Origin of the sequence: Bradyrhizobium sp. BRP22, assembly GCF_020194175.1 — a bacterium.
Lineage (GTDB): Bacteria > Pseudomonadota > Alphaproteobacteria > Rhizobiales > Xanthobacteraceae > Bradyrhizobium.
This window is the reverse complement of record NZ_JADYVX010000005.1, coordinates 164679-181085: the sequence shown is the minus strand read 5'-3', so window position 1 is coordinate 181085 and position 16407 is coordinate 164679. Positions and strand designations below refer to the sequence as shown.

At 64.3% G+C, this 16407-nt stretch carries 16 protein-coding genes and 1 pseudogene; 11 read left to right on the top strand and 6 right to left on the bottom strand.

Annotated elements, in window-relative coordinates:
- Window positions 1-458: 458 nt before the first annotated feature.
- The 3 genes and pseudogenes from I6F35_RS09335 to I6F35_RS09325 all read right to left on the bottom strand — a co-directional run bounded on the left by I6F35_RS09335 (window position 459) and on the right by I6F35_RS09325 (window position 3938).
- The gene (locus I6F35_RS09335; protein WP_225117355.1) at window positions 459-1676 is read right to left on the bottom strand and encodes a Bcr/CflA family efflux MFS transporter; all 1218 of its coding nucleotides are present in this window, start codon (window positions 1674-1676) and stop codon (window positions 459-461) included.
- Window positions 1677-1806: 130 nt separating this feature from the next.
- Window positions 1807-2868: pseudogene (locus tag I6F35_RS09330) on the bottom strand (MFS transporter); the annotation flags it as partial.
- Window positions 2814-3938 (bottom strand): porin, encoded by a 1125-nt coding sequence (locus I6F35_RS09325; RefSeq protein ID WP_225117514.1) that lies wholly within the window; start codon window positions 3936-3938, stop codon window positions 2814-2816. The gene I6F35_RS09325 and the pseudogene I6F35_RS09330, both read right to left, overlap by 55 nt.
- 288 nt (window positions 3939-4226) lie before the next feature.
- Here I6F35_RS09325 and I6F35_RS09320 point away from each other — a divergent pair, with 288 nt between their 5' ends.
- Window positions 4227-5603 (top strand): Nramp family divalent metal transporter, encoded by a 1377-nt coding sequence (locus tag I6F35_RS09320; protein WP_225117354.1) that lies wholly within the window; start codon window positions 4227-4229, stop codon window positions 5601-5603.
- Between the two features lies 1 nt (window position 5604).
- On the opposite strand, the gene I6F35_RS09315 is transcribed toward I6F35_RS09320, so the two are convergent.
- The 3 genes from I6F35_RS09315 to hemB form a co-directional block, all read right to left on the bottom strand.
- On the bottom strand, window positions 5605-6381 hold the full coding sequence (locus I6F35_RS09315; RefSeq protein WP_225117353.1) for an arginyltransferase: 777 nt from the start codon (window positions 6379-6381) through the stop codon (window positions 5605-5607).
- A gap of 88 nt (window positions 6382-6469) precedes the next feature.
- Complete coding sequence (locus I6F35_RS09310; RefSeq protein ID WP_225117352.1) at window positions 6470-7015, bottom strand: RDD family protein; 546 nt, start codon at window positions 7013-7015, stop codon at window positions 6470-6472.
- A 148-nt stretch (window positions 7016-7163) separates the two neighbouring features.
- Window positions 7164-8225, bottom strand: coding sequence for a porphobilinogen synthase (hemB, locus tag I6F35_RS09305; RefSeq protein ID WP_225117351.1), 1062 nt, complete (start codon window positions 8223-8225; stop codon window positions 7164-7166).
- Between the two features lie 171 nt (window positions 8226-8396).
- Here hemB and I6F35_RS09300 point away from each other — a divergent pair, with 171 nt between their 5' ends.
- From I6F35_RS09300 to nusB, 10 genes are all read left to right on the top strand, one after another.
- On the top strand, window positions 8397-8858 hold the full coding sequence (locus tag I6F35_RS09300) for a DUF6163 family protein (RefSeq protein WP_225117350.1): 462 nt from the start codon (window positions 8397-8399) through the stop codon (window positions 8856-8858).
- 372 nt (window positions 8859-9230) lie between these two features.
- Window positions 9231-9749: a MarR family winged helix-turn-helix transcriptional regulator gene (locus tag I6F35_RS09295; protein WP_225117349.1), complete on the top strand. Its 519-nt coding sequence runs from the start codon at window positions 9231-9233 to the stop codon at window positions 9747-9749.
- 203 nt (window positions 9750-9952) lie between these two features.
- The gene (locus I6F35_RS09290; RefSeq protein WP_225117348.1) at window positions 9953-10180 is read left to right on the top strand and encodes a hypothetical protein; all 228 of its coding nucleotides are present in this window, start codon (window positions 9953-9955) and stop codon (window positions 10178-10180) included.
- Between the two features lie 21 nt (window positions 10181-10201).
- Complete coding sequence (locus tag I6F35_RS09285; RefSeq protein WP_225117347.1) at window positions 10202-10423, top strand: hypothetical protein; 222 nt, start codon at window positions 10202-10204, stop codon at window positions 10421-10423.
- 1247 nt (window positions 10424-11670) lie between these two features.
- Window positions 11671-12981, top strand: coding sequence for a serine hydroxymethyltransferase (gene glyA, locus I6F35_RS09280; protein WP_225117346.1), 1311 nt, complete (start codon window positions 11671-11673; stop codon window positions 12979-12981).
- An 11-nt stretch (window positions 12982-12992) separates the two neighbouring features.
- Window positions 12993-13475 (top strand): transcriptional regulator NrdR, encoded by a 483-nt coding sequence (nrdR, locus tag I6F35_RS09275; RefSeq protein WP_225117345.1) that lies wholly within the window; start codon window positions 12993-12995, stop codon window positions 13473-13475.
- Entirely contained in the window at window positions 13472-14623 is a 1152-nt protein-coding gene (gene ribD / locus I6F35_RS09270; RefSeq protein WP_225117344.1) for a bifunctional diaminohydroxyphosphoribosylaminopyrimidine deaminase/5-amino-6-(5-phosphoribosylamino)uracil reductase RibD, read from the top strand. Before nrdR ends, ribD begins: the two co-directional genes overlap by 4 nt.
- Entirely contained in the window at window positions 14623-15231 is a 609-nt protein-coding gene (locus I6F35_RS09265) for a riboflavin synthase (protein ID WP_225117343.1), read from the top strand. Before ribD ends, I6F35_RS09265 begins: the two co-directional genes overlap by 1 nt.
- A 134-nt stretch (window positions 15232-15365) precedes the next feature.
- Window positions 15366-15857, top strand: coding sequence for a 6,7-dimethyl-8-ribityllumazine synthase (gene ribH, locus I6F35_RS09260; protein WP_225117342.1), 492 nt, complete (start codon window positions 15366-15368; stop codon window positions 15855-15857).
- A gap of 3 nt (window positions 15858-15860) precedes the next feature.
- The gene (gene nusB / locus I6F35_RS09255) at window positions 15861-16346 is read left to right on the top strand and encodes a transcription antitermination factor NusB (RefSeq protein WP_225117341.1); all 486 of its coding nucleotides are present in this window, start codon (window positions 15861-15863) and stop codon (window positions 16344-16346) included.
- Window positions 16347-16407 lie beyond the last annotated feature (61 nt).

The following is a 16407-nucleotide window of genomic DNA, read 5'->3' as shown; positions in this document are numbered from 1 at the left end:
TCCCAAAGGCGCCTTTGGTTTTTTTATTGGCGCAGTTCTAAGGCTGGCAGCGTAGGTGAGAAGCTTTGGCGGGTCAAATCAATCGCCCGCCCCGCCTTAGGGCATTTTGGCACGCCTCGCTCAGCTAGCGCCTTGCCCGCTCCGGGATGGCATTGCCATCAGGAGCTGCCAAAAGCTCAGCGACCGAGGATTTTCTCGCATGCGATTCATCGCGAAGGACAATGGCGCCCGGAGAGATGCGCTCGAAAATTCAAGTGGACTCTTCGGAAAAACGACCACGGCAACCGACGGACGTCTGGCTAGAACATGATCCGGAAAAGTGGAGACAAACGCGAAGCGTTTGCGCGGAGATCATGTTCTAGACGAGGACACGACTTTGTCTGGCTTTTCGCGACGAGCCCGCCGAGTCTACAAATTGAAGGGCAGACGCCCGGTCGGGCAGAACGCGCAGCGCCGAACTAGCTTCGTTTCGCCCGCAGCGCGTACAGGCCGACCGCCATCAGTGAGAATGCGGTCAACACCACGCCGAGGCCGAACATCGCCGCGTGCGACACGGTCGCGGCGAGCCAAACCCCGATTGCAGCATTCATCATCTGCCAGAAGCCGAGCAGCGCGGAAGCCGCACCTGCCTTCTCGCCGAACGGCGAAAGCGCCTGTGCGGTGCCGAGCGGATTGACGATGCCCATGCCGAGCAGGAACACGCTCATCGCGCCGAGGAATGGCAGGAAGGCCGGGGTGAAGAGCGAGACCAGGAGCATCGCGACGCCTCCGGCGGCTGCCGCCCATAATGCGCCTTTGATCGAGCGATCGAGACCAAGACGCGGTGCGAGCCTGGTGGCGAGCCAGCCGGAGGCGAACACGATCAGCACCGTGCCGGCAAAGAACAGGCCGAGTTCGATCGGCGAAAAGTGCAGCGCCTCGATCAAGATACGCGGCGCGGCGGAGAACATCGCAAACAGGCTCCCCAGGATCAAACTGACAGTCGCCGCCGGCACCACAAAGCGGCGATCTGCGATCAGGCCGAGATAAGTGCGCGTGATGGCGAGGGGGTTTAGCGGGATCCGCGTCGAATGATGGGTTTCCCCGAGCGCGGTGCCATAGGCGATGGCGCCGAGCGCCGCAAAGGCCGCGACGAGCACGAATTCCGAGCGCCAGCCGAAATAATGATCGAGCGCACCGCCAAGCAGCGGAGAGAAGCCGGGCGCCGCCGCCATCGCGATCATGATCAGCGCCATCGCGCGTGCCAGGGCGGCTCCCGTGAACAGGTCGCGGGCAATGGCGCGCGACAGCACCGAGGTTGCGCAGGCGCCGGCGGCCTGGACGACGCGGCCGATCAAAAGGTTCGGGAGGTCTTCTGCGAGACTGCACCAGACGCTGCCGGCGAAGAACACCGCGAAACCGATCAGGACCGGCCAGCGACGGCCGAAGCGGTCCGAAATCGGGCCGACCACGAGCTGGCCAAGGGCGAACACGGCAAGAAAGATCGTGATGGCCGACGTGACCGCCGGGGTCGTCACCTTCAGCGAGGCCGCCATCTGCGGCAGCGACGGCAGCAGGATGTTGGTGGCCAGCGTGCCGGTGGCCGCAAGGGCAGCCAGAACCGCGATCTGCACGACGCCGGAGGAGGCTTGTAGGCGAGATTCGGCGGCGTCGAGGGTCGCAGTCTGGTCGGTCATGATGTTCCCGCTTCGCTATTGAATGACGTATATCATACAAAGCGGGAAAGACCAGCGTCATGGCCGGATATTCGGCCATGACGCAAAACATTCTCCGGTTGCGGATCAGATCAGTTGGATCTTTCTCTCGTCAACACGCCGCCGGTTCGCTCACCATATCAGGCTGCCTGACGAGGGAGACCGCGGGCGAAAGCAGGATCACCAGCGCCTGTGCGCCGAAGATTCCGGCAGCGAGGTAGAGGCAGGTCTCGGCGCCGAAAAATCCGCCGACGATCGCGCCCAGTGCGGAGCCGAGCGGGCGGGCGCCGTAGCTCATGATGTTGATGGCGGAGACACGGCCGAGCAGCGAGGGCGGCGTGACCGATTGCCGGAGCGTGGTGGTCGAGATCACCCACAGGATGGGGCCGACGCCGAGCAGGAAGAAGCTCAGGCCCGCAAGCAGCGGCGTGGCGACGACCGTTGTCAGCGCCATGATGGCGGAGGCAATGAAGCCCGTTACCGGGCCGAGCCCGATCACGGTGCCGAACGCAAGGCGCTGCATCACCCGCGTCGCGGCAAGCGCGCCGACCACCATGCCGACGCCGTACATCGCGAGCGTGGCGCCGACGCCGGTTGCGGAGAGGTCGAGATGCCTGACGGCATAGGGCACGAACACCGCGAGCAGCAGGAAGGAGGCGGTGTTGAAGATGAACTGGGTGATGAACACCGGCCGCAGCAACTCATGACGGAACACGAACACGGCGCCTTCCTTGATCTCCAGCAGCGGATGCCGACGCGGAGCGGGCGTGCGGGCCGGCTCGTGGATGCCGGCCAGCAGCACCACGGCGATCACCGAGAGTACGGCGGCAAATCCGAACGCGGGCGCGGCACCGAGCCATCCCACCAGCACGCCGCCAAGCGCAGGGCCGCTGGCGAAAGCAACGGTGCGCGCCAGCTCGATCCGCGCGTTCGCGACGGACAGCCGTTCCGGCGTCACCAGCGACGGCACCAGCGCCGGCGCGGCGACGCTATAGGCGACGGTCCCGCACACGGCGACGAAGCCGAGCACGGAAAGCAGGGGCAGCGTCAGCAGGCCGAGCCAGATCAGCAGCAGCGTTGCGGCCAGCGCCGCCGCGCGCAGCGCTTCGGAGCCCGCCATCAGGACGCGCCGTGAGAAGCGGTCGGCAAGCAGGCCCGCGGGAATCGCGAACAGCCGGGAGCGCTGGTGCTGCCGAACATGGCAAAGCTTGGCGAGGTTGAAGACGAGGAGATGATGTACTTCGTCGCCCCCTTGGAATAGCTCGCGTCCATCTTGATGTCGTCGCCGGCACCAGTCGGAAGATTCTTGATCTGCAGCGCGGCCTGCACCGCGCCGCCCCACTTGGTGTCCGGATGGCCGGAGATCTCCGACAGCGGCGTCGGCGCGGCGCCTGGCAGGCCGACGGCGCCCGCCGGCGCGCCGAGCGCGTTGAGCGTATTGTAGGAGCCGCTGACCTCATGCGCCGCGGCGGAAATCTGGAACAGACCCCAGGCCTGGTCGATGCGGATGTTGCCGACCACATCGGGCGCATGAACGCCGGCATAGGCGTTGCCTGTGTTCAGCGTGGCGTTCAGCGGCAGCGACAGGTTGTAGACCGCGGTGCGGTCCCACACCGTCGGATCGTCGAGGCCGATGGTGCCGGTCACTCCGTTGCCGAAATCCGCTGTGTACTGGATGTTGTTGACGCCGGTATCATTGTTGTGGCCTCCGAGCAGGAAGTCCGAGATGTTGCCGGGGAAGCCCTGCCAAGGCGACGCGTAGGCCGACGCCGACTGACCGAAGGTAAAGCCGGCGAACTGGATAAACAGGAACTGGATGGTCGTGTAGCCGCCGCCGGGAGTGTCGAGCAGTTGCGAGCCGGCGACCGGAAGCGAGCCGTTGATCGCGTTCGGGTTGAAGGTGTTGTTGCCGAGCGTAGAGAACTGAAACCGGCCCTGCCCGAAAGTCCGGACCACGCCATATTCAGTCGCAGTGCGGGTATCGATTGACAAGAGCATACGGGATCGGGCGGCGAAGTAGTCGAAATAGCGGTTATGTTGTCCTGCGTCACCGTTCCACGCCGGTGAACCCTGCACGCCGCCATTGAATGTGGCGTCGACCCGGAGATAGCCGCCGATCTTCATGCAGGTGTCGGTACCGGGGATGTAGAAGAAGCCCGCGCCGTAGGCCGAGCAGACCTTCACATATTCGACGGCCTTCGCCTTGACCGGAAGATCGGCCGCGTGCGCACTGCTGGCGGCCATCAGACCCGCGGCAGTGCCAAGGATGAAGGTTCGCATTATCGCCATCGCCGACGTCCCGCTGTGAAGCACGCCCCAAATACCACCGGCATCTCTAGCGCGGAACGTTATGTCGCGGTGTGACGGGGACCTAACGCAGGTCGGTTCACGTCGGAGTGTGACTTTACCGCAACGCAGTCGTGCTGACCCCCAACGCCGCGGCTGCGACCATCACCGAATGGTGCTCAGCAGCTTTGCAGATGCAGTTGCAAGTGAGTTGCAACAAAAACTGTTTTCCGCCATTGTGGCATTATGGATGCCCGATCGCCCGAATTGACCCCTGATAACCTTCCACAGGTGCTGACGACTTCCACCGGATGGCGCGCCGACGCGCCGGATACCCGCAGCCTTCCCGAGGTGAACTCGACGGTCGAGATTCCCGCGGCCGGCCGGTGGTGGCGCCGACTGCTTGCCTTCGCAGGGCCGGGCTATCTCGTGTCGGTCGGTTATATGGATCCCGGCAACTGGGCCACTGACATCGCGGGCGGCTCGAAGTTCGGCTACACGCTGCTTTCCGTCATCCTGCTGTCCAACCTGATGGCGATCCTGCTGCAGGCGCTCGCAGCCCGGCTTGGCATCGTCACCGACCGCGACCTGGCCCAGGCTTGCCGCGCGACCTTTTCGCGGCCGGTGAATTTTCTGCTGTGGGTCGCCTGCGAAGCCGCGATCATCGCCTGCGATCTGGCGGAGGTGATCGGCACCGCGATCGCGCTGAAACTCCTGTTCGGCATTCCCCTGATCGGCGGCGCGCTGCTCACCGCACTCGACGCCTTCCTGCTGCTGCTCCTGATGAACCGCGGCTTCCGCTTCCTTGAAGCCTTCGTGATTGCGCTTCTGGTCGTGATCGCGACCTGTTTTGCGATCCAGGTCACCGCCGCGGCACCGCCGGTTGCCGCGATGCTGCGCGGCTTTGCGCCGTCGAGCGAGATCTTCACCAATCCCGAGATGCTCTACATCGCGATCGGCATCATCGGCGCGACCGTGATGCCGCATAACCTCTATCTGCATTCGTCGATCGTGCAGACCCGCGCCTATGAGCGCACCGAAAAGGGGCGGCGGGACGCGATCAAATGGGCGACCACCGACTCGACGATCGCGCTGATGCTGGCGCTGTTCATCAACGCGGCGATCCTGGTGGTCGCGGCCGCGACCTTCTACCGGACCGGCCATTCCGAAGTCGCCGAGATCAGCCAGGCCTTCGAACTACTGTCGCCGCTGCTCGGCCTCGGCATCGCCTCGACGCTGTTCGCGGTGGCGTTGCTCGCCTCCGGCCTCAACTCGACGGTGACGGCGACGCTGGCGGGCCAGATCGTGATGGAAGGCTTTCTCGACCTGCGACTGCCAAGCTGGGCGCGGCGGCTGCTCACGCGCGGCATCGCGATCGTGCCCGTCGTCGTCGTCACGGCGGTCTATGGCGAGCGCGGCACCGCCGACCTCCTGGTGTTCAGCCAGGTCGTGCTGTCGATGCAGCTTCCGTTCGCGGTCATTCCGCTGGTGCGGTTTGTGTCCGACCGACGCAAGATGGGCAAGTTCGCGATATCGATGCCGGTCGCTGCGGTCGCCTGGTTCGTGGCCGGCGTCATCGTCGTCCTGAACGTGAAGCTGCTGTTCGACACGTTTCTCGGCTGAATCAATCCTGCGGCTCGGAGGCCATGTCGCCGTCCGCATCGACCCGGAGCCAGCCGCTCGGCGCGAGGCGCTGCTGCGGCAGGAAGCGCGCCTTGTAGTCCATCTTCTTGGAGCCCTCGATCCAGTAGCCGAGATAGACGTAGGGCAGTCCGAGCCGACGCGCGCGGGCGATGTGATCCAGGATCATGAAAGTGCCGAGCGAGCGGTTCTCGAGCGAGGGCTCGAAGAACGAATAGACCATCGACAAGCCGTCGCTCAGCACGTCGGTCAGCGCCACCGCGATCAATTCCTCGCCGCGACCGGTGATGCCGCTGTCGACGCCGCGCCTGCGATACTCGATGATCCGGGTCTCGACATGGCTGTCTTCCACCATCATCGCGTAGTCGAGCACCGTCATGTCAGCCATGCCGCCGTGGCGGTGGCGGCGGTCGAGATAGGCGCGGAACACGGAATATTGCTCGGAGGTCGGCACCGCGGAACGCTGCTCGCCAATGAGGTCGGCGTTGCGAGCCATGATCTTGCGGAAGCTGCGCGAGGGCCGGAACTCGTTGGCGATCACGCGCACCGACACGCAGGCCCGGCACTGGTCGCAGGCCGGCCGATAGGCGATCGATTGGCTGCGGCGGAACCCGCCATGGGTGAGCAGATCGTTGAGATCGCCCGCTTTGTCGCCGACCAGATGCGTGAACACCTTGCGCTCGTGGCGACCCGGCAGATAGGGGCAGGGCGACGGCGCCGTCAGGTAGAACTGCGGTGTATCACGCGAATGCTGGGTCACGTCAGGTCGTCAGGCCTCCCAAACAGCCTCCCAGCATCGCGCCCCGGAGGCTAGCGGTCAATCATCTTGGCGGGCTCAATTGGCTGGCTCAATAAGTGTGCGCTGCGGATGCCGCGTGGCCGCGGACCGAACTGTTGATGACCACGGTTCCGAGCACGATGTCGTGCAGCAACCGCCGCCGGCTGTTGAAGAGGCCGAACAGCAGCACAAGCGGCGACAGGAACGAGACCGACAGCCAGAACAGCACCGCATGCGTGGCGCCGAGCACGAAGTAACCGGGCGCGCCGTACCAGGTGCGCAACTCCAGATCCATCACGCGCATGCCGACGGTTGCCGAGGAGGGGCCACCGATCGATATGCCGTAATAGACGATTGCCCAGACGATCGTGGCCGGCCACGCCAGCCAGAACAGCGCCCAACCGAGGCCCAGGGTGAGCAGGCCGAAGACGGCGATGAACAAATACCCGAGGATGACGGGTACCGAAAGTACAACCAGGTCGATCAGGAAGGCAAACACCCGGCGAGTCAGTACGCCGCGAAACAGTTCCGGCTGCAATTGCGGATCGAATGCGTGCGGCGGGACGCCGCCGTCGTTACGCCAGGCACCGTAGTTACCCGAACCGCCGTAAGACATAATTTCCCTCCCGACTGGGACCCTATCCCGGGCAGCACATGGGAACGGGCCGCCCGGGTGCCAAGGCCTCGGAACATCAGCGAACGAAAATATTCCGGCGATTCCGCGGCGTGATGCCGCGAGCGCAGTCAAGGGTAGGCAAAGCCAGCTACGACTGCCCCTTCAGCTTCTCCGCGGCCTGCGGGGCGAAATAGGTGAGGATGCCGTCGGCGCCGGCGCGCTTGAAGGCGACCAGGCTCTCCATCATCGCGCGTTCGCCATCGATCCAGCCATTGCGGGCGGCGCCCGCCAGCATCGCGTATTCGCCGGACACCTGGTACACGAAGGTCGGCATCGCGAAGGTGTCCTTCACCCTCCGCACGATGTCGAGATAGGGCATGCCGGGCTTCACCATCACCATGTCGGCGCCTTCGGCAATATCGAGTTCGACCTCGCGCAGGGCCTCGTCCGAATTGGCGCTGTCCATCTGATAGGTGCGCTTGTCGCCGGTCAGCGTCTTGGCCGAGCCGATCGCGTCGCGGAACGGGCCATAGAAGGCGGAGGCGTATTTGGCCGCATAGGCCATGATCTGCACGTCGCCAAACCCCTCGGCGTCGAGCGCCTCGCGGATGGCGCCGACGCGCCCATCCATCATGTCGGACGGCGCGATGATGTCACAGCCGGCCTCGGCCTGGACCAGCGCCTGCCTCACCAGTACCGCGACCGTCTCGTCGTTGAGAATTCTGCCGTCCTCGAGCAGCCCGTCATGGCCGTGGCTGGTGAAGGGATCGAGCGCGACATCGCAGAGCACGCCGATGTCGGGGAATTCCTTCTTGATCGCGCGCACCGCCTGACAGACGAGATTGTCGGGATTGAGTGCCTCCGAGCCCTGCTCGTCGCGCAGCGACGGCTCGGTGTAGGGAAACAGCGCGATACAGGGGATGTCGAGCTTGGCCGCGCGCTCGGCGTCACGCACCGCCTGGTCGACGCTGAGCCGGTCGACGCCGGGCATCGAGGCGATCGGGTTGCGGACATTGTGGCCGTCAGCGACGAACAAGGGCCAGATCAAATCGTCCGTTGTCAGCACGTTTTCGCGCACCAGCCGCCGCGCCCATTCCGCCTTGCGGTTGCGGCGGGGCCGTATGGTCAGGTCCAGAGGCGGGGAGGCGGGAGTGGTCTGCCGCTTTGGCGCATCGCGCAGTTCGATCGGGCGCCCCAATTTGATCGCCATGGGCTTGTTCTCCTGAAGACGGCAGACGGATTTCGATTTGATCTAATTCTAGCATCCTCGTCCGGCAACGTCACGGCGCCGTTGATTTGCCGCAAGTGCGATTGATTTTGCCGCCCCGGCGGGCCAAGACTGCCCCGATGACCCATTTCGCTTCCACGGATAACCTCGGCGATGTCTGATACCTCCGCGCGCGACCAACCGCGGGACAATGCGATATCCGTTACGGCGATGTCGTCGGACCGGATCGAGCGGGACGACAATGTATGGACGCGGCGGCTCGTGTTCTTCCTCCGCATCATGGCGGTGGTCTCGATCGCCAAGGGCCTCTACCACTGGGCGCAGGTGACCGGCTTCGTCGGCTCCGAGGAGGAGGCGTTCGAGAACCAGTCGATGGCCTGGCAGACCGCGACCGTCTATTTCGCCGTCATCGAACTCGTCGCCGCCGTCGGGCTGTGGCTCGCCACACCCTGGGGCGCGGTGGTGTGGCTGACCACCGTCGTCTCGATGGCGGTGATCGAATTGATGTTTCCGACCATCTATGGCGGCAGCCTGATGGTGGTGGCGTTCGAAGCGCTGATGCTCGCCGGCTATCTCGCGCTCGCCTGGATGGCCGCCCGCGAGCGGCCGCCATAGCGTGTTAACGGCCGCGCATGCACCGGGTGCGACCGACACCGCAAAAATTTTCAGAAAATTCTCGGGTAACTTTTCGCTCACCGTAAAGGGTTCCCTCATACCTCTTACGCGGTCGTTTCGAATTCGAGTGAAGCTGTTTCCGATTGCGACAACCCGCGAAGACGAAGCGTGAACAGGGGCGCTCCACCGTCAATGAAGGGTTGCGAAAAGTCCTTGATTGACGGGCTTAATCCGCGATTCACTGTCTTAAATTCATGATCTCTTTATTGTCTTATTTAAGCTGATGTTCAAACGGCCCCCTTAAGTTGAACCTATCAGGCGGGACACAAGTTTCGTCGAATAAGTCGATAAAACGACAACAGGGGAAGTGTCATGATCAAAGCCGTTGCCTCAACGGCGGTGGAAACCGCTGATCGCGCCGCCGGCCAGCCGACGGTGCAGTCGCTCTATCTCGAAGCCCTGACTTTGGTGGAGCGGCTGCATCGCCGGCTGCTCGACGTCATCAAGGACGAATTCGACCGCCGCGGGCGCGCCGACATCAATTCGGTGCAGGCGCTCCTGCTCTACAATATCGGCGACAAGGAGTTGACCGCGGGCGAACTGCGCACGCGCGGCTATTATCTCGGCTCCAACGTCTCCTACAATCTGAAGAAGCTCGTCGAGCTCGGCTTCCTCGATCACCAGCGCTCGCGCGTTGATCGCCGCTCGGTGCGCATTCGCCTGACGCCGCAGGGCCAGGAGATCCGCCGTATCGTCGACGCGCTCTACCAGAAGCACGTCAAGACCGTGGAGCAGGTCGGCGGCATCTCGAACGAGGAGTTCGCGACGCTGAACAAGTCGCTGCACCGGCTCGAGCGGTTCTGGACCGACCAGATCCTGTATCGCCTCTAACGCCTCCAAGACTTCGCCTCTAAAGACTTCGCCAGAGCGGCCAAGCCGGCCCGACAGAAGACCGGCAAGCCCCTCATCCTCCAGCAAGCGCATCGGCTGTGCCCGGCCGGTGCGCGCTGGCTTTTGCACCGCAAAAAGAGTTGTGCGAAAACGGGAACCAATTGCGCGCTCGCGCTTTATCGCCGGCTACGGAGAAAGGCGAGATGCTGGTCGAGCGCGGAATCTGGGCAATGAATGTCGAAGTGGTCGGCGAGGCCTACGCCATTGCCTCGAATTATCTGCGCAGGACCGGAACCATTCCGGACAGCTATGCCACCAACGAGCAATTGCTCACGATCATCGTGCAGATGTTCCGCCGCGGCGAGACCAACAAGATCAAGCTCGCCAACAAGGCGATCGCCGAGTTCGAAGCTGCAACCCTCGTGATCTGATCATTCCCACCGGAGAAGTAGATGGAAGCCGCGATCGACCGCATCATGCAGACCTATGACCTGCTGGCGAACCGCACTGCCGCGGCGAGCGACGAGGCGCGGGCCAAGGTGACGGAATATGTCCGCACCTTGTTCGAAGCGGGCGAGACCGACCCGCACCGGTTGACGGTGTGCGGATTGACCTATCTGCGTCAGCTCGACGGCTCTACGGACCACGTGAAGGCGGGGTACACGGGATTGTAGCCACGGTCTTCGCTGTTATTGTCGCAGCGAAAAACGACGCCGTCATTGCGAGCGGAGCGAAGCAATCCATAGCGCCGATTGCGGAGACATGGATTGCTTCGTCGCTTGCGCTCCTCGCAATGACGGCGAAGAGTTCTGATTCAAATTTCAAACAGCTCTCCGCTGTCCTCGTCCGCCACTGGGTCGGCTGAACGGCCGCCCGATGACAGGCTCCGGCGGGCGATCCAGTATTCCAGAGGCAGTGGTGCTTGAGCCGAGAAGCCGCCGGGTACTGGATGCCCCGCCTGCGCGGGGCATGACGGTGGAGTGTGGGAAGAGGATGTGAGTTCGCGTTCTCGCGGCGCGATGCGTCCGAGGTTTGCGTCTCGTTTCACCCTCTTATTGAAGTGAGGGCGCAGGGAAAGCCGGGTGCCGGTTGCACCCGTGGGCCCCGTGCAACAAAAAGCACGGGGGTAGGACCACAGGTCAACCGGAGCAACACCGGCTTTCCCTGCGCGATGGTTTACAGGCTTACTTCGTGCTCTTCTCGGTGACCGGGCTTTCTTGCCACCGTCATCTCTCGCGCGAACTTCTTCGCGCAAGAAAACTTAGCGCCAGCGTCGGGGCGCCAGAACCACACGACTTCGCCGTCCGCAACGCGCGTGCTCGTCAGTCACACGCTTCGCGTCCACCGCATCTCACCGCAACGTTCGTGACGATCGCGAGCCGCCCCTCATTCGGGTGAGACGCGCAGAGTCATAATGCTGATTTGCCCGACGGCGAAAGCGGAATGTTTTTTGCGGCAAGGCTGGACGGGGCAAATCACGTTGGAATTACTCGCTTAATTCGTCCCGCCGCGCATGCGCTATCAGCCCCTCATGGTGAGGAGCGCCAAAGGCGCGTCTCCGGACGATGCTTCGCATCGCCTTGAGAACCATGAGGCCCCAGCCTCGCCCGCGGCCCATCCCTCGAGACGCCGCTTGCGCGGCTCCTCGGGATGAGGGGCCGCTTGCGCCTGCGGCCCGATGGATTCCGGGCTCGTCCTTCGGACGCCCCCCGGATGACGGAGGTGGCGGCGGGGAGAGCAGCCACTTGCGGAACTGGCAAACCACGTCGAGGCCCACCATATCTTGCATAATTATCAAGCGCCTACCGCAATCGCTTGGCCGGCACCCGGCGATGTGATAACGCTCACGGACCAGCTTCGACCGCCCACAATTGACCGACCGCGTCCTCTAAAGGCTTGCGGCGGTGGAGATATTTCGCCGATGACCTCTTCCTCCCCGAGCGCCAAATCCGGTTCCGCGCCTGATTCCTTCTTCAGGGCGACCCTCGCTGAGGCCGATCCCGAAATCGCCGATGCGATCAAGGGCGAGCTGGGCCGGCAGCGCCACGAGATCGAGCTGATCGCGTCCGAGAACATCGTCAGCCGCGCGGTGCTGGAAGCGCAGGGCTCGGTGATGACCAACAAATATGCGGAAGGCTATCCGGGCGCGCGCTACTATGGCGGCTGCGAATGGGTCGATGTCGCCGAGACGCTGGCGATCGAGCGCGCCAAGAAACTGTTCGGCGCGAAATTCGCCAACGTGCAGCCGAACTCCGGCAGCCAGATGAACCAGGCGGTGTTCCTGGCGCTGCTGCAGCCCGGCGACACCTTCATGGGTCTCGACCTCGCCGCAGGCGGTCATCTCACCCACGGCTCGCCCGTCAACATGTCCGGCAAATGGTTCAAGGCAGCGCACTACACGGTGCGGCGCGAGGACCAGCTCATCGACATGGATGCGGTCGCCAAGCAGGCCGAACAGGTCAAGCCGAAGCTGATCATCGCCGGCGGGTCGGCCTATTCGCGCGCCTGGGACTTCAAGCGCTTCCGCGAGATCGCCGACAGTGTCGGCGCCTATCTCGTGGTCGACATGGCGCATTTCGCTGGTCTCGTCGCCGGCGGCGTGCATGCTTCGCCGGTGCCGCACGCGCATGTCACGACCACGACGACGCACAAGTCGCTGCGCGGTCCGCGCGGCGGGTTGATGCTGTGGAATGACGAGACGCTGACCAAGAAGCTCAACTCGGCGATCTTCCCGGGCCTCCAGGGCGGCCCCTTGATGCATGTGATCGCGGCGAAGGCGGTCGCGCTCGGCGAGGCGCTGCGGCCGGACTTCAAGGTCTACGCCAAGAATGTTGTCGAGAACGCCAAGGCGCTCGCGGAAACGCTGCGCGGCCATGGGCTCGACATCGTCTCCGGCGGCACCGACAACCATCTGATGCTGGTCGACCTCCGGCCCAAGGGGCTGAAGGGCAACGTCTCGGAGAAGGCGCTGGTGCGCGCTGCCATCACCTGCAACAAGAATGGCATTCCGTTCGATCCCGAGACGCCGTTCGTCACCTCCGGCCTGCGTCTCGGCACGCCGGCGACGACCACGCGCGGCTTCGGCGTCGCCGAGTTCAAGGAAGTCGGCGGCATGATCGCCGAAGTCCTCAACGCGCTGCAGCAGTCGCCGGACGGCAGGGCGCCGCTGGTGGAAGCCGCGATCAAGGAACGCGTGAGGGCGCTGACCGACCGCTTCCCGATCTATCAGTAAAGGCTCGTTAGATGCGCTGCCCGAGTTGCAACAGTCTGGATACGCAGGTCAAGGACTCGCGTCCGACCGAGGATTCGGCTGTGATCCGGCGGCGGCGCGTCTGCATCACCTGCAATTTCCGCTTCACGACATTCGAGCGGGTGCAGCTTCGTGAGCTGACGGTCATCAAGCGCAACGGCCGCCGCGTGCCGTTCGATCGCGACAAGCTGGTGCGCTCGCTGCAGATCTCGTTGCGCAAGCGGCCGGTGGATACCGAACGCCTGGAAAAGATGGTGTCCACGATCGTGCGTGAGCTCGAAAGCAGCGGCGAGGCCGAGGTTTCCTCCGAGGCCATCGGCGAGATCGTGATGGAGCATCTGCGCCAGCTCGATGACGTCGCCTATGTCCGCTTCGCCTCGGTCTACCGCAACTTCCGCGAAGCCAAGGATTTCGAGGCGGTGCTCGGCGAGCTCACCAGCGAAGACGACCCGCGCATCGCACAGTTTCGAAAATGATCTTCCGCATCCTGGAAGACAAGCTCGCCGCACAAGCCCAACAATCGAAAGCCGCCGACCTGCGGTTCATGCAGCTTGCGCTTCAGCTCGGCCGGCGCGGCCAGGGCCGCACCTGGCCGAACCCCGCCGTCGGCGCGGTCGTGGTGAAGGATGGCGTCATTGTCGGGCGCGGCTGGACCCAACCCGGCGGCCGGCCGCATGCCGAGCCGGAGGCGCTGCGGCGCGCCGGCGAAGCGGCGCGCGGCGCCACGCTCTATGTGACGCTCGAGCCGTGCTCGCATTTCGGCCGCTCGCCGCCCTGCGTCGATGCGGTGATCGCCGCGGGTATCGCGCGCGTGGTGTCGGCGATCGAGGATCCCAATCCCGAAGTCGGCGGCCAGGGCCACGCACGGTTGCGCGCGATGGGGATCGCGGTGGATGTCGGGCTCTGCGCGGAGGAGGCGGCGTACGACCATGCCGGGCATTTCCGCCGTATCAGGGACAAGCGTCCGCATGTGCTGCTCAAGCTTGCGGTCTCTGCCGACGACAAGATCGGCGCGGCCGGCTACCGGCCGCTGGCGATCACGGGAGACGTGGTTCGGACGCGGGTGCATCTCTTGCGCGCCCAGAGTGATGCGATCCTGATCGGGATCGGCACGGCGCTGGCCGACGATCCGGTCTTGACGTGCCGTCTGCCGGGCATGGCGGCACGTTCGCCGGTGCGGGTGGTGCTGGACCGCGCGCTGCGCCTGCCGGGCGAGAGCCGCCTGGTGCATTCGGCGCGCCAGACGCCGCTATGGGTCATGACATCGGAGCTTGCCGAAGCACCGGCTGCGATGAAGCTGGGTGCCGCCGGTGCCCAGGTGATCCGGGTCGCGGACACGACCTCGCCGCCGGGACTGGATCTGCCCATGGTGCTGCATGCGCTGGCCGAGAAGGGCATCACCAAAGTGATGGTCGAGGGCGGGGCGCGGGTGGCGTCATCCTTCGTCGCGGCTGACCTGGTCGACGAAGCCTGGCTGTTGCGCGCGCCGGAGTCGGTCGGCGCTGACGGCGTGCCCGCGCTGGATGCATTGCCGCTCGGTGCGATCACGCAGTCGCACGCCTTCAAGGTTCGTGCTAGCGAGACGCTCGGAAAAGATACACTCACCATTTACGAGCGCACTTGATGTTCACGGGCATAGTCACAGATGTCGGCGAGATCACGAGCCTGACACCGACGGCGCAGGGGCAGTTGCACCGGCTGCGGATCGCCTGCCGCTACGATCGCGCAACTATCGCGGATGGCGCCTCGATCGCCTGCAACGGTGTTTGCCTGACGGTGGTCGCCTCCGGCGTCGAAAGCGGCAAGACCTGGTTCGACGTCGACGCCGCTGCCGAAACGCTTGCCTTGACCACCGCGAAGCACTGGCGCGTCGGAACCCGGCTCAATCTCGAACGCGCGCTGAAGATCGGCGACGAACTTGGCGGTCATATCGTGGCCGGCCATGCCGATGGCATCGCCACCATCATCTCGCGCCAGGATCTGCCTGATATGGCGCGGTTCGAGCTGCGAACCACGCGCGATCTCGCGCGTTTCATCGCGGTCAAGGGGTCGATCACGCTGGATGGGGTATCATTGACGGTGAATACGGTCGATGACGTCACATTTTCGGTGCTGATCATCCCGCATACTCTCACAGTTACGACGATCGGCGGCTGGCGTGCCGGCAGCGAGGTCAATATCGAGGTCGACCTGATGGCCCGCTATGCGGCGCGGCTGACAGAGATGAAGTGACGGGTCGCAACAATTGTCATACGCGGGCTTGACCCGCGTATCCATCTTCCTGACAAGATGGATGGCCGGGGACCTGTGTTAGAAGACGCGCTTCGCGCTTTAGCCCGGCAATGACGACTTTGGATGATTGAACGATGGCAGACGCACGGCGCGCACCGCTGAAGGATCAGACCGACATTTCCGGCGCGCGGGCGCTGATCGTCGAGGCGCGGTTCTATGACGATATCCAGGACGCGCTGCTGGAAGGCGCGGTCACCGAATTGCGGGAGGCCGCCGTCACCTACGACGTGATCACGGTTCCCGGCGCGCTGGAAATTCCCGCGGCGATCGCGATTGCGCTCGATGCGGCCGAGAAGAACGGCAAGCCCTACGACGCGGCGGTCGCGCTCGGCTGCGTGGTGCGCGGCGAGACCATCCATTTCGAGATCGTCTCGATGGAATCCTCGCGCGGCTTGATGGATCTCGCCGTGAACAGGAAGTTTCCGCTCGGCAACGGCATCATCACCGTCAACACCGAGGACCAGGCATGGGAACGCGCGCGCGCCAATGAATTGAACAAGGGTGGCGACGCTGCGCGGGCGGCGCTCGCGATGCTGCGCATCAAGCGCCGGCTGGCGAAGGGTTGATTCATGGGCAAGCCGGCAAAGCCATTGGACAGGAAAGCCAACCGCCGCGGCGCCGCACGGCTGGCGGCCGTCCAGGCGCTCTACCAGATGGACATCGCCGGCGCCGGAATGAACGACGTGTTCGCGGAGTTCGAGAGCCATTGGCTCGGCAACGAGGTCGAGGGCGAGAAATATCTACCGGCGGAAGCGGCGTTCTTCCGCGACGTCGTCTCCGGCGTGGTGCGCGATCAGGCCAGGCTCGATCCGCTGATCGACGAGGCGCTGTCCAAGGGCTGGCCGCTGAAGCGGGTCGATGCGATCCTGCGCGCGGTGCTGCGGGCCGGCTCCTATGAGCTCGAGCATCGCAAGGACGTGCCGGGCCGCGTGGTCGTTTCCGAATATGTCGACGTCGCGCATGCGTTTGTGGAGAAGGACGAGACCGGCATGGTGAATGCGGTGCTCGATCAGATCGCCCGCCAGTTCCGGGCTGACGAGTTCGTGCGTGGGTAGCTCTCCGTCATTGCGAGCGAAGCGAAGCAATCCATAGCTTCCGCGGGAGAGACATGGATTG

Bases quoted from the DNA above. Each gene is read 5' to 3' on its own strand.
- I6F35_RS09335 (WP_225117355.1), bottom strand. From the start codon at position 1,676: ATGACCGACCAGACTGCGACCCTCGACGCCGCCGAATCTCGCCTACAA.
- I6F35_RS09325 (WP_225117514.1), bottom strand. From the start codon at position 3,938: ATGGCCGCCAGCAGTGCGCACGCGGCCGATCTTCCGGTCAAGGCGAAG.
- I6F35_RS09320 (WP_225117354.1), top strand. From the start codon at position 4,227: ATGGATGCCCGATCGCCCGAATTGACCCCTGATAACCTTCCACAGGTG.
- I6F35_RS09310 (WP_225117352.1), bottom strand. From the start codon at position 7,015: ATGTCTTACGGCGGTTCGGGTAACTACGGTGCCTGGCGTAACGACGGC.
- hemB (WP_225117351.1), bottom strand. From the start codon at position 8,225: ATGGCGATCAAATTGGGGCGCCCGATCGAACTGCGCGATGCGCCAAAG.
- I6F35_RS09300 (WP_225117350.1), top strand. From the start codon at position 8,397: ATGTCTGATACCTCCGCGCGCGACCAACCGCGGGACAATGCGATATCC.
- I6F35_RS09295 (WP_225117349.1), top strand. From the start codon at position 9,231: ATGATCAAAGCCGTTGCCTCAACGGCGGTGGAAACCGCTGATCGCGCC.
- I6F35_RS09290 (WP_225117348.1), top strand. From the start codon at position 9,953: ATGCTGGTCGAGCGCGGAATCTGGGCAATGAATGTCGAAGTGGTCGGC.
- I6F35_RS09285 (WP_225117347.1), top strand. From the start codon at position 10,202: ATGGAAGCCGCGATCGACCGCATCATGCAGACCTATGACCTGCTGGCG.
- glyA (WP_225117346.1), top strand. From the start codon at position 11,671: ATGACCTCTTCCTCCCCGAGCGCCAAATCCGGTTCCGCGCCTGATTCC.
- nrdR (WP_225117345.1), top strand. From the start codon at position 12,993: ATGCGCTGCCCGAGTTGCAACAGTCTGGATACGCAGGTCAAGGACTCG.
- ribD (WP_225117344.1), top strand. From the start codon at position 13,472: ATGATCTTCCGCATCCTGGAAGACAAGCTCGCCGCACAAGCCCAACAA.
- I6F35_RS09265 (WP_225117343.1), top strand. From the start codon at position 14,623: ATGTTCACGGGCATAGTCACAGATGTCGGCGAGATCACGAGCCTGACA.
- ribH (WP_225117342.1), top strand. From the start codon at position 15,366: ATGGCAGACGCACGGCGCGCACCGCTGAAGGATCAGACCGACATTTCC.
- nusB (WP_225117341.1), top strand. From the start codon at position 15,861: ATGGGCAAGCCGGCAAAGCCATTGGACAGGAAAGCCAACCGCCGCGGC.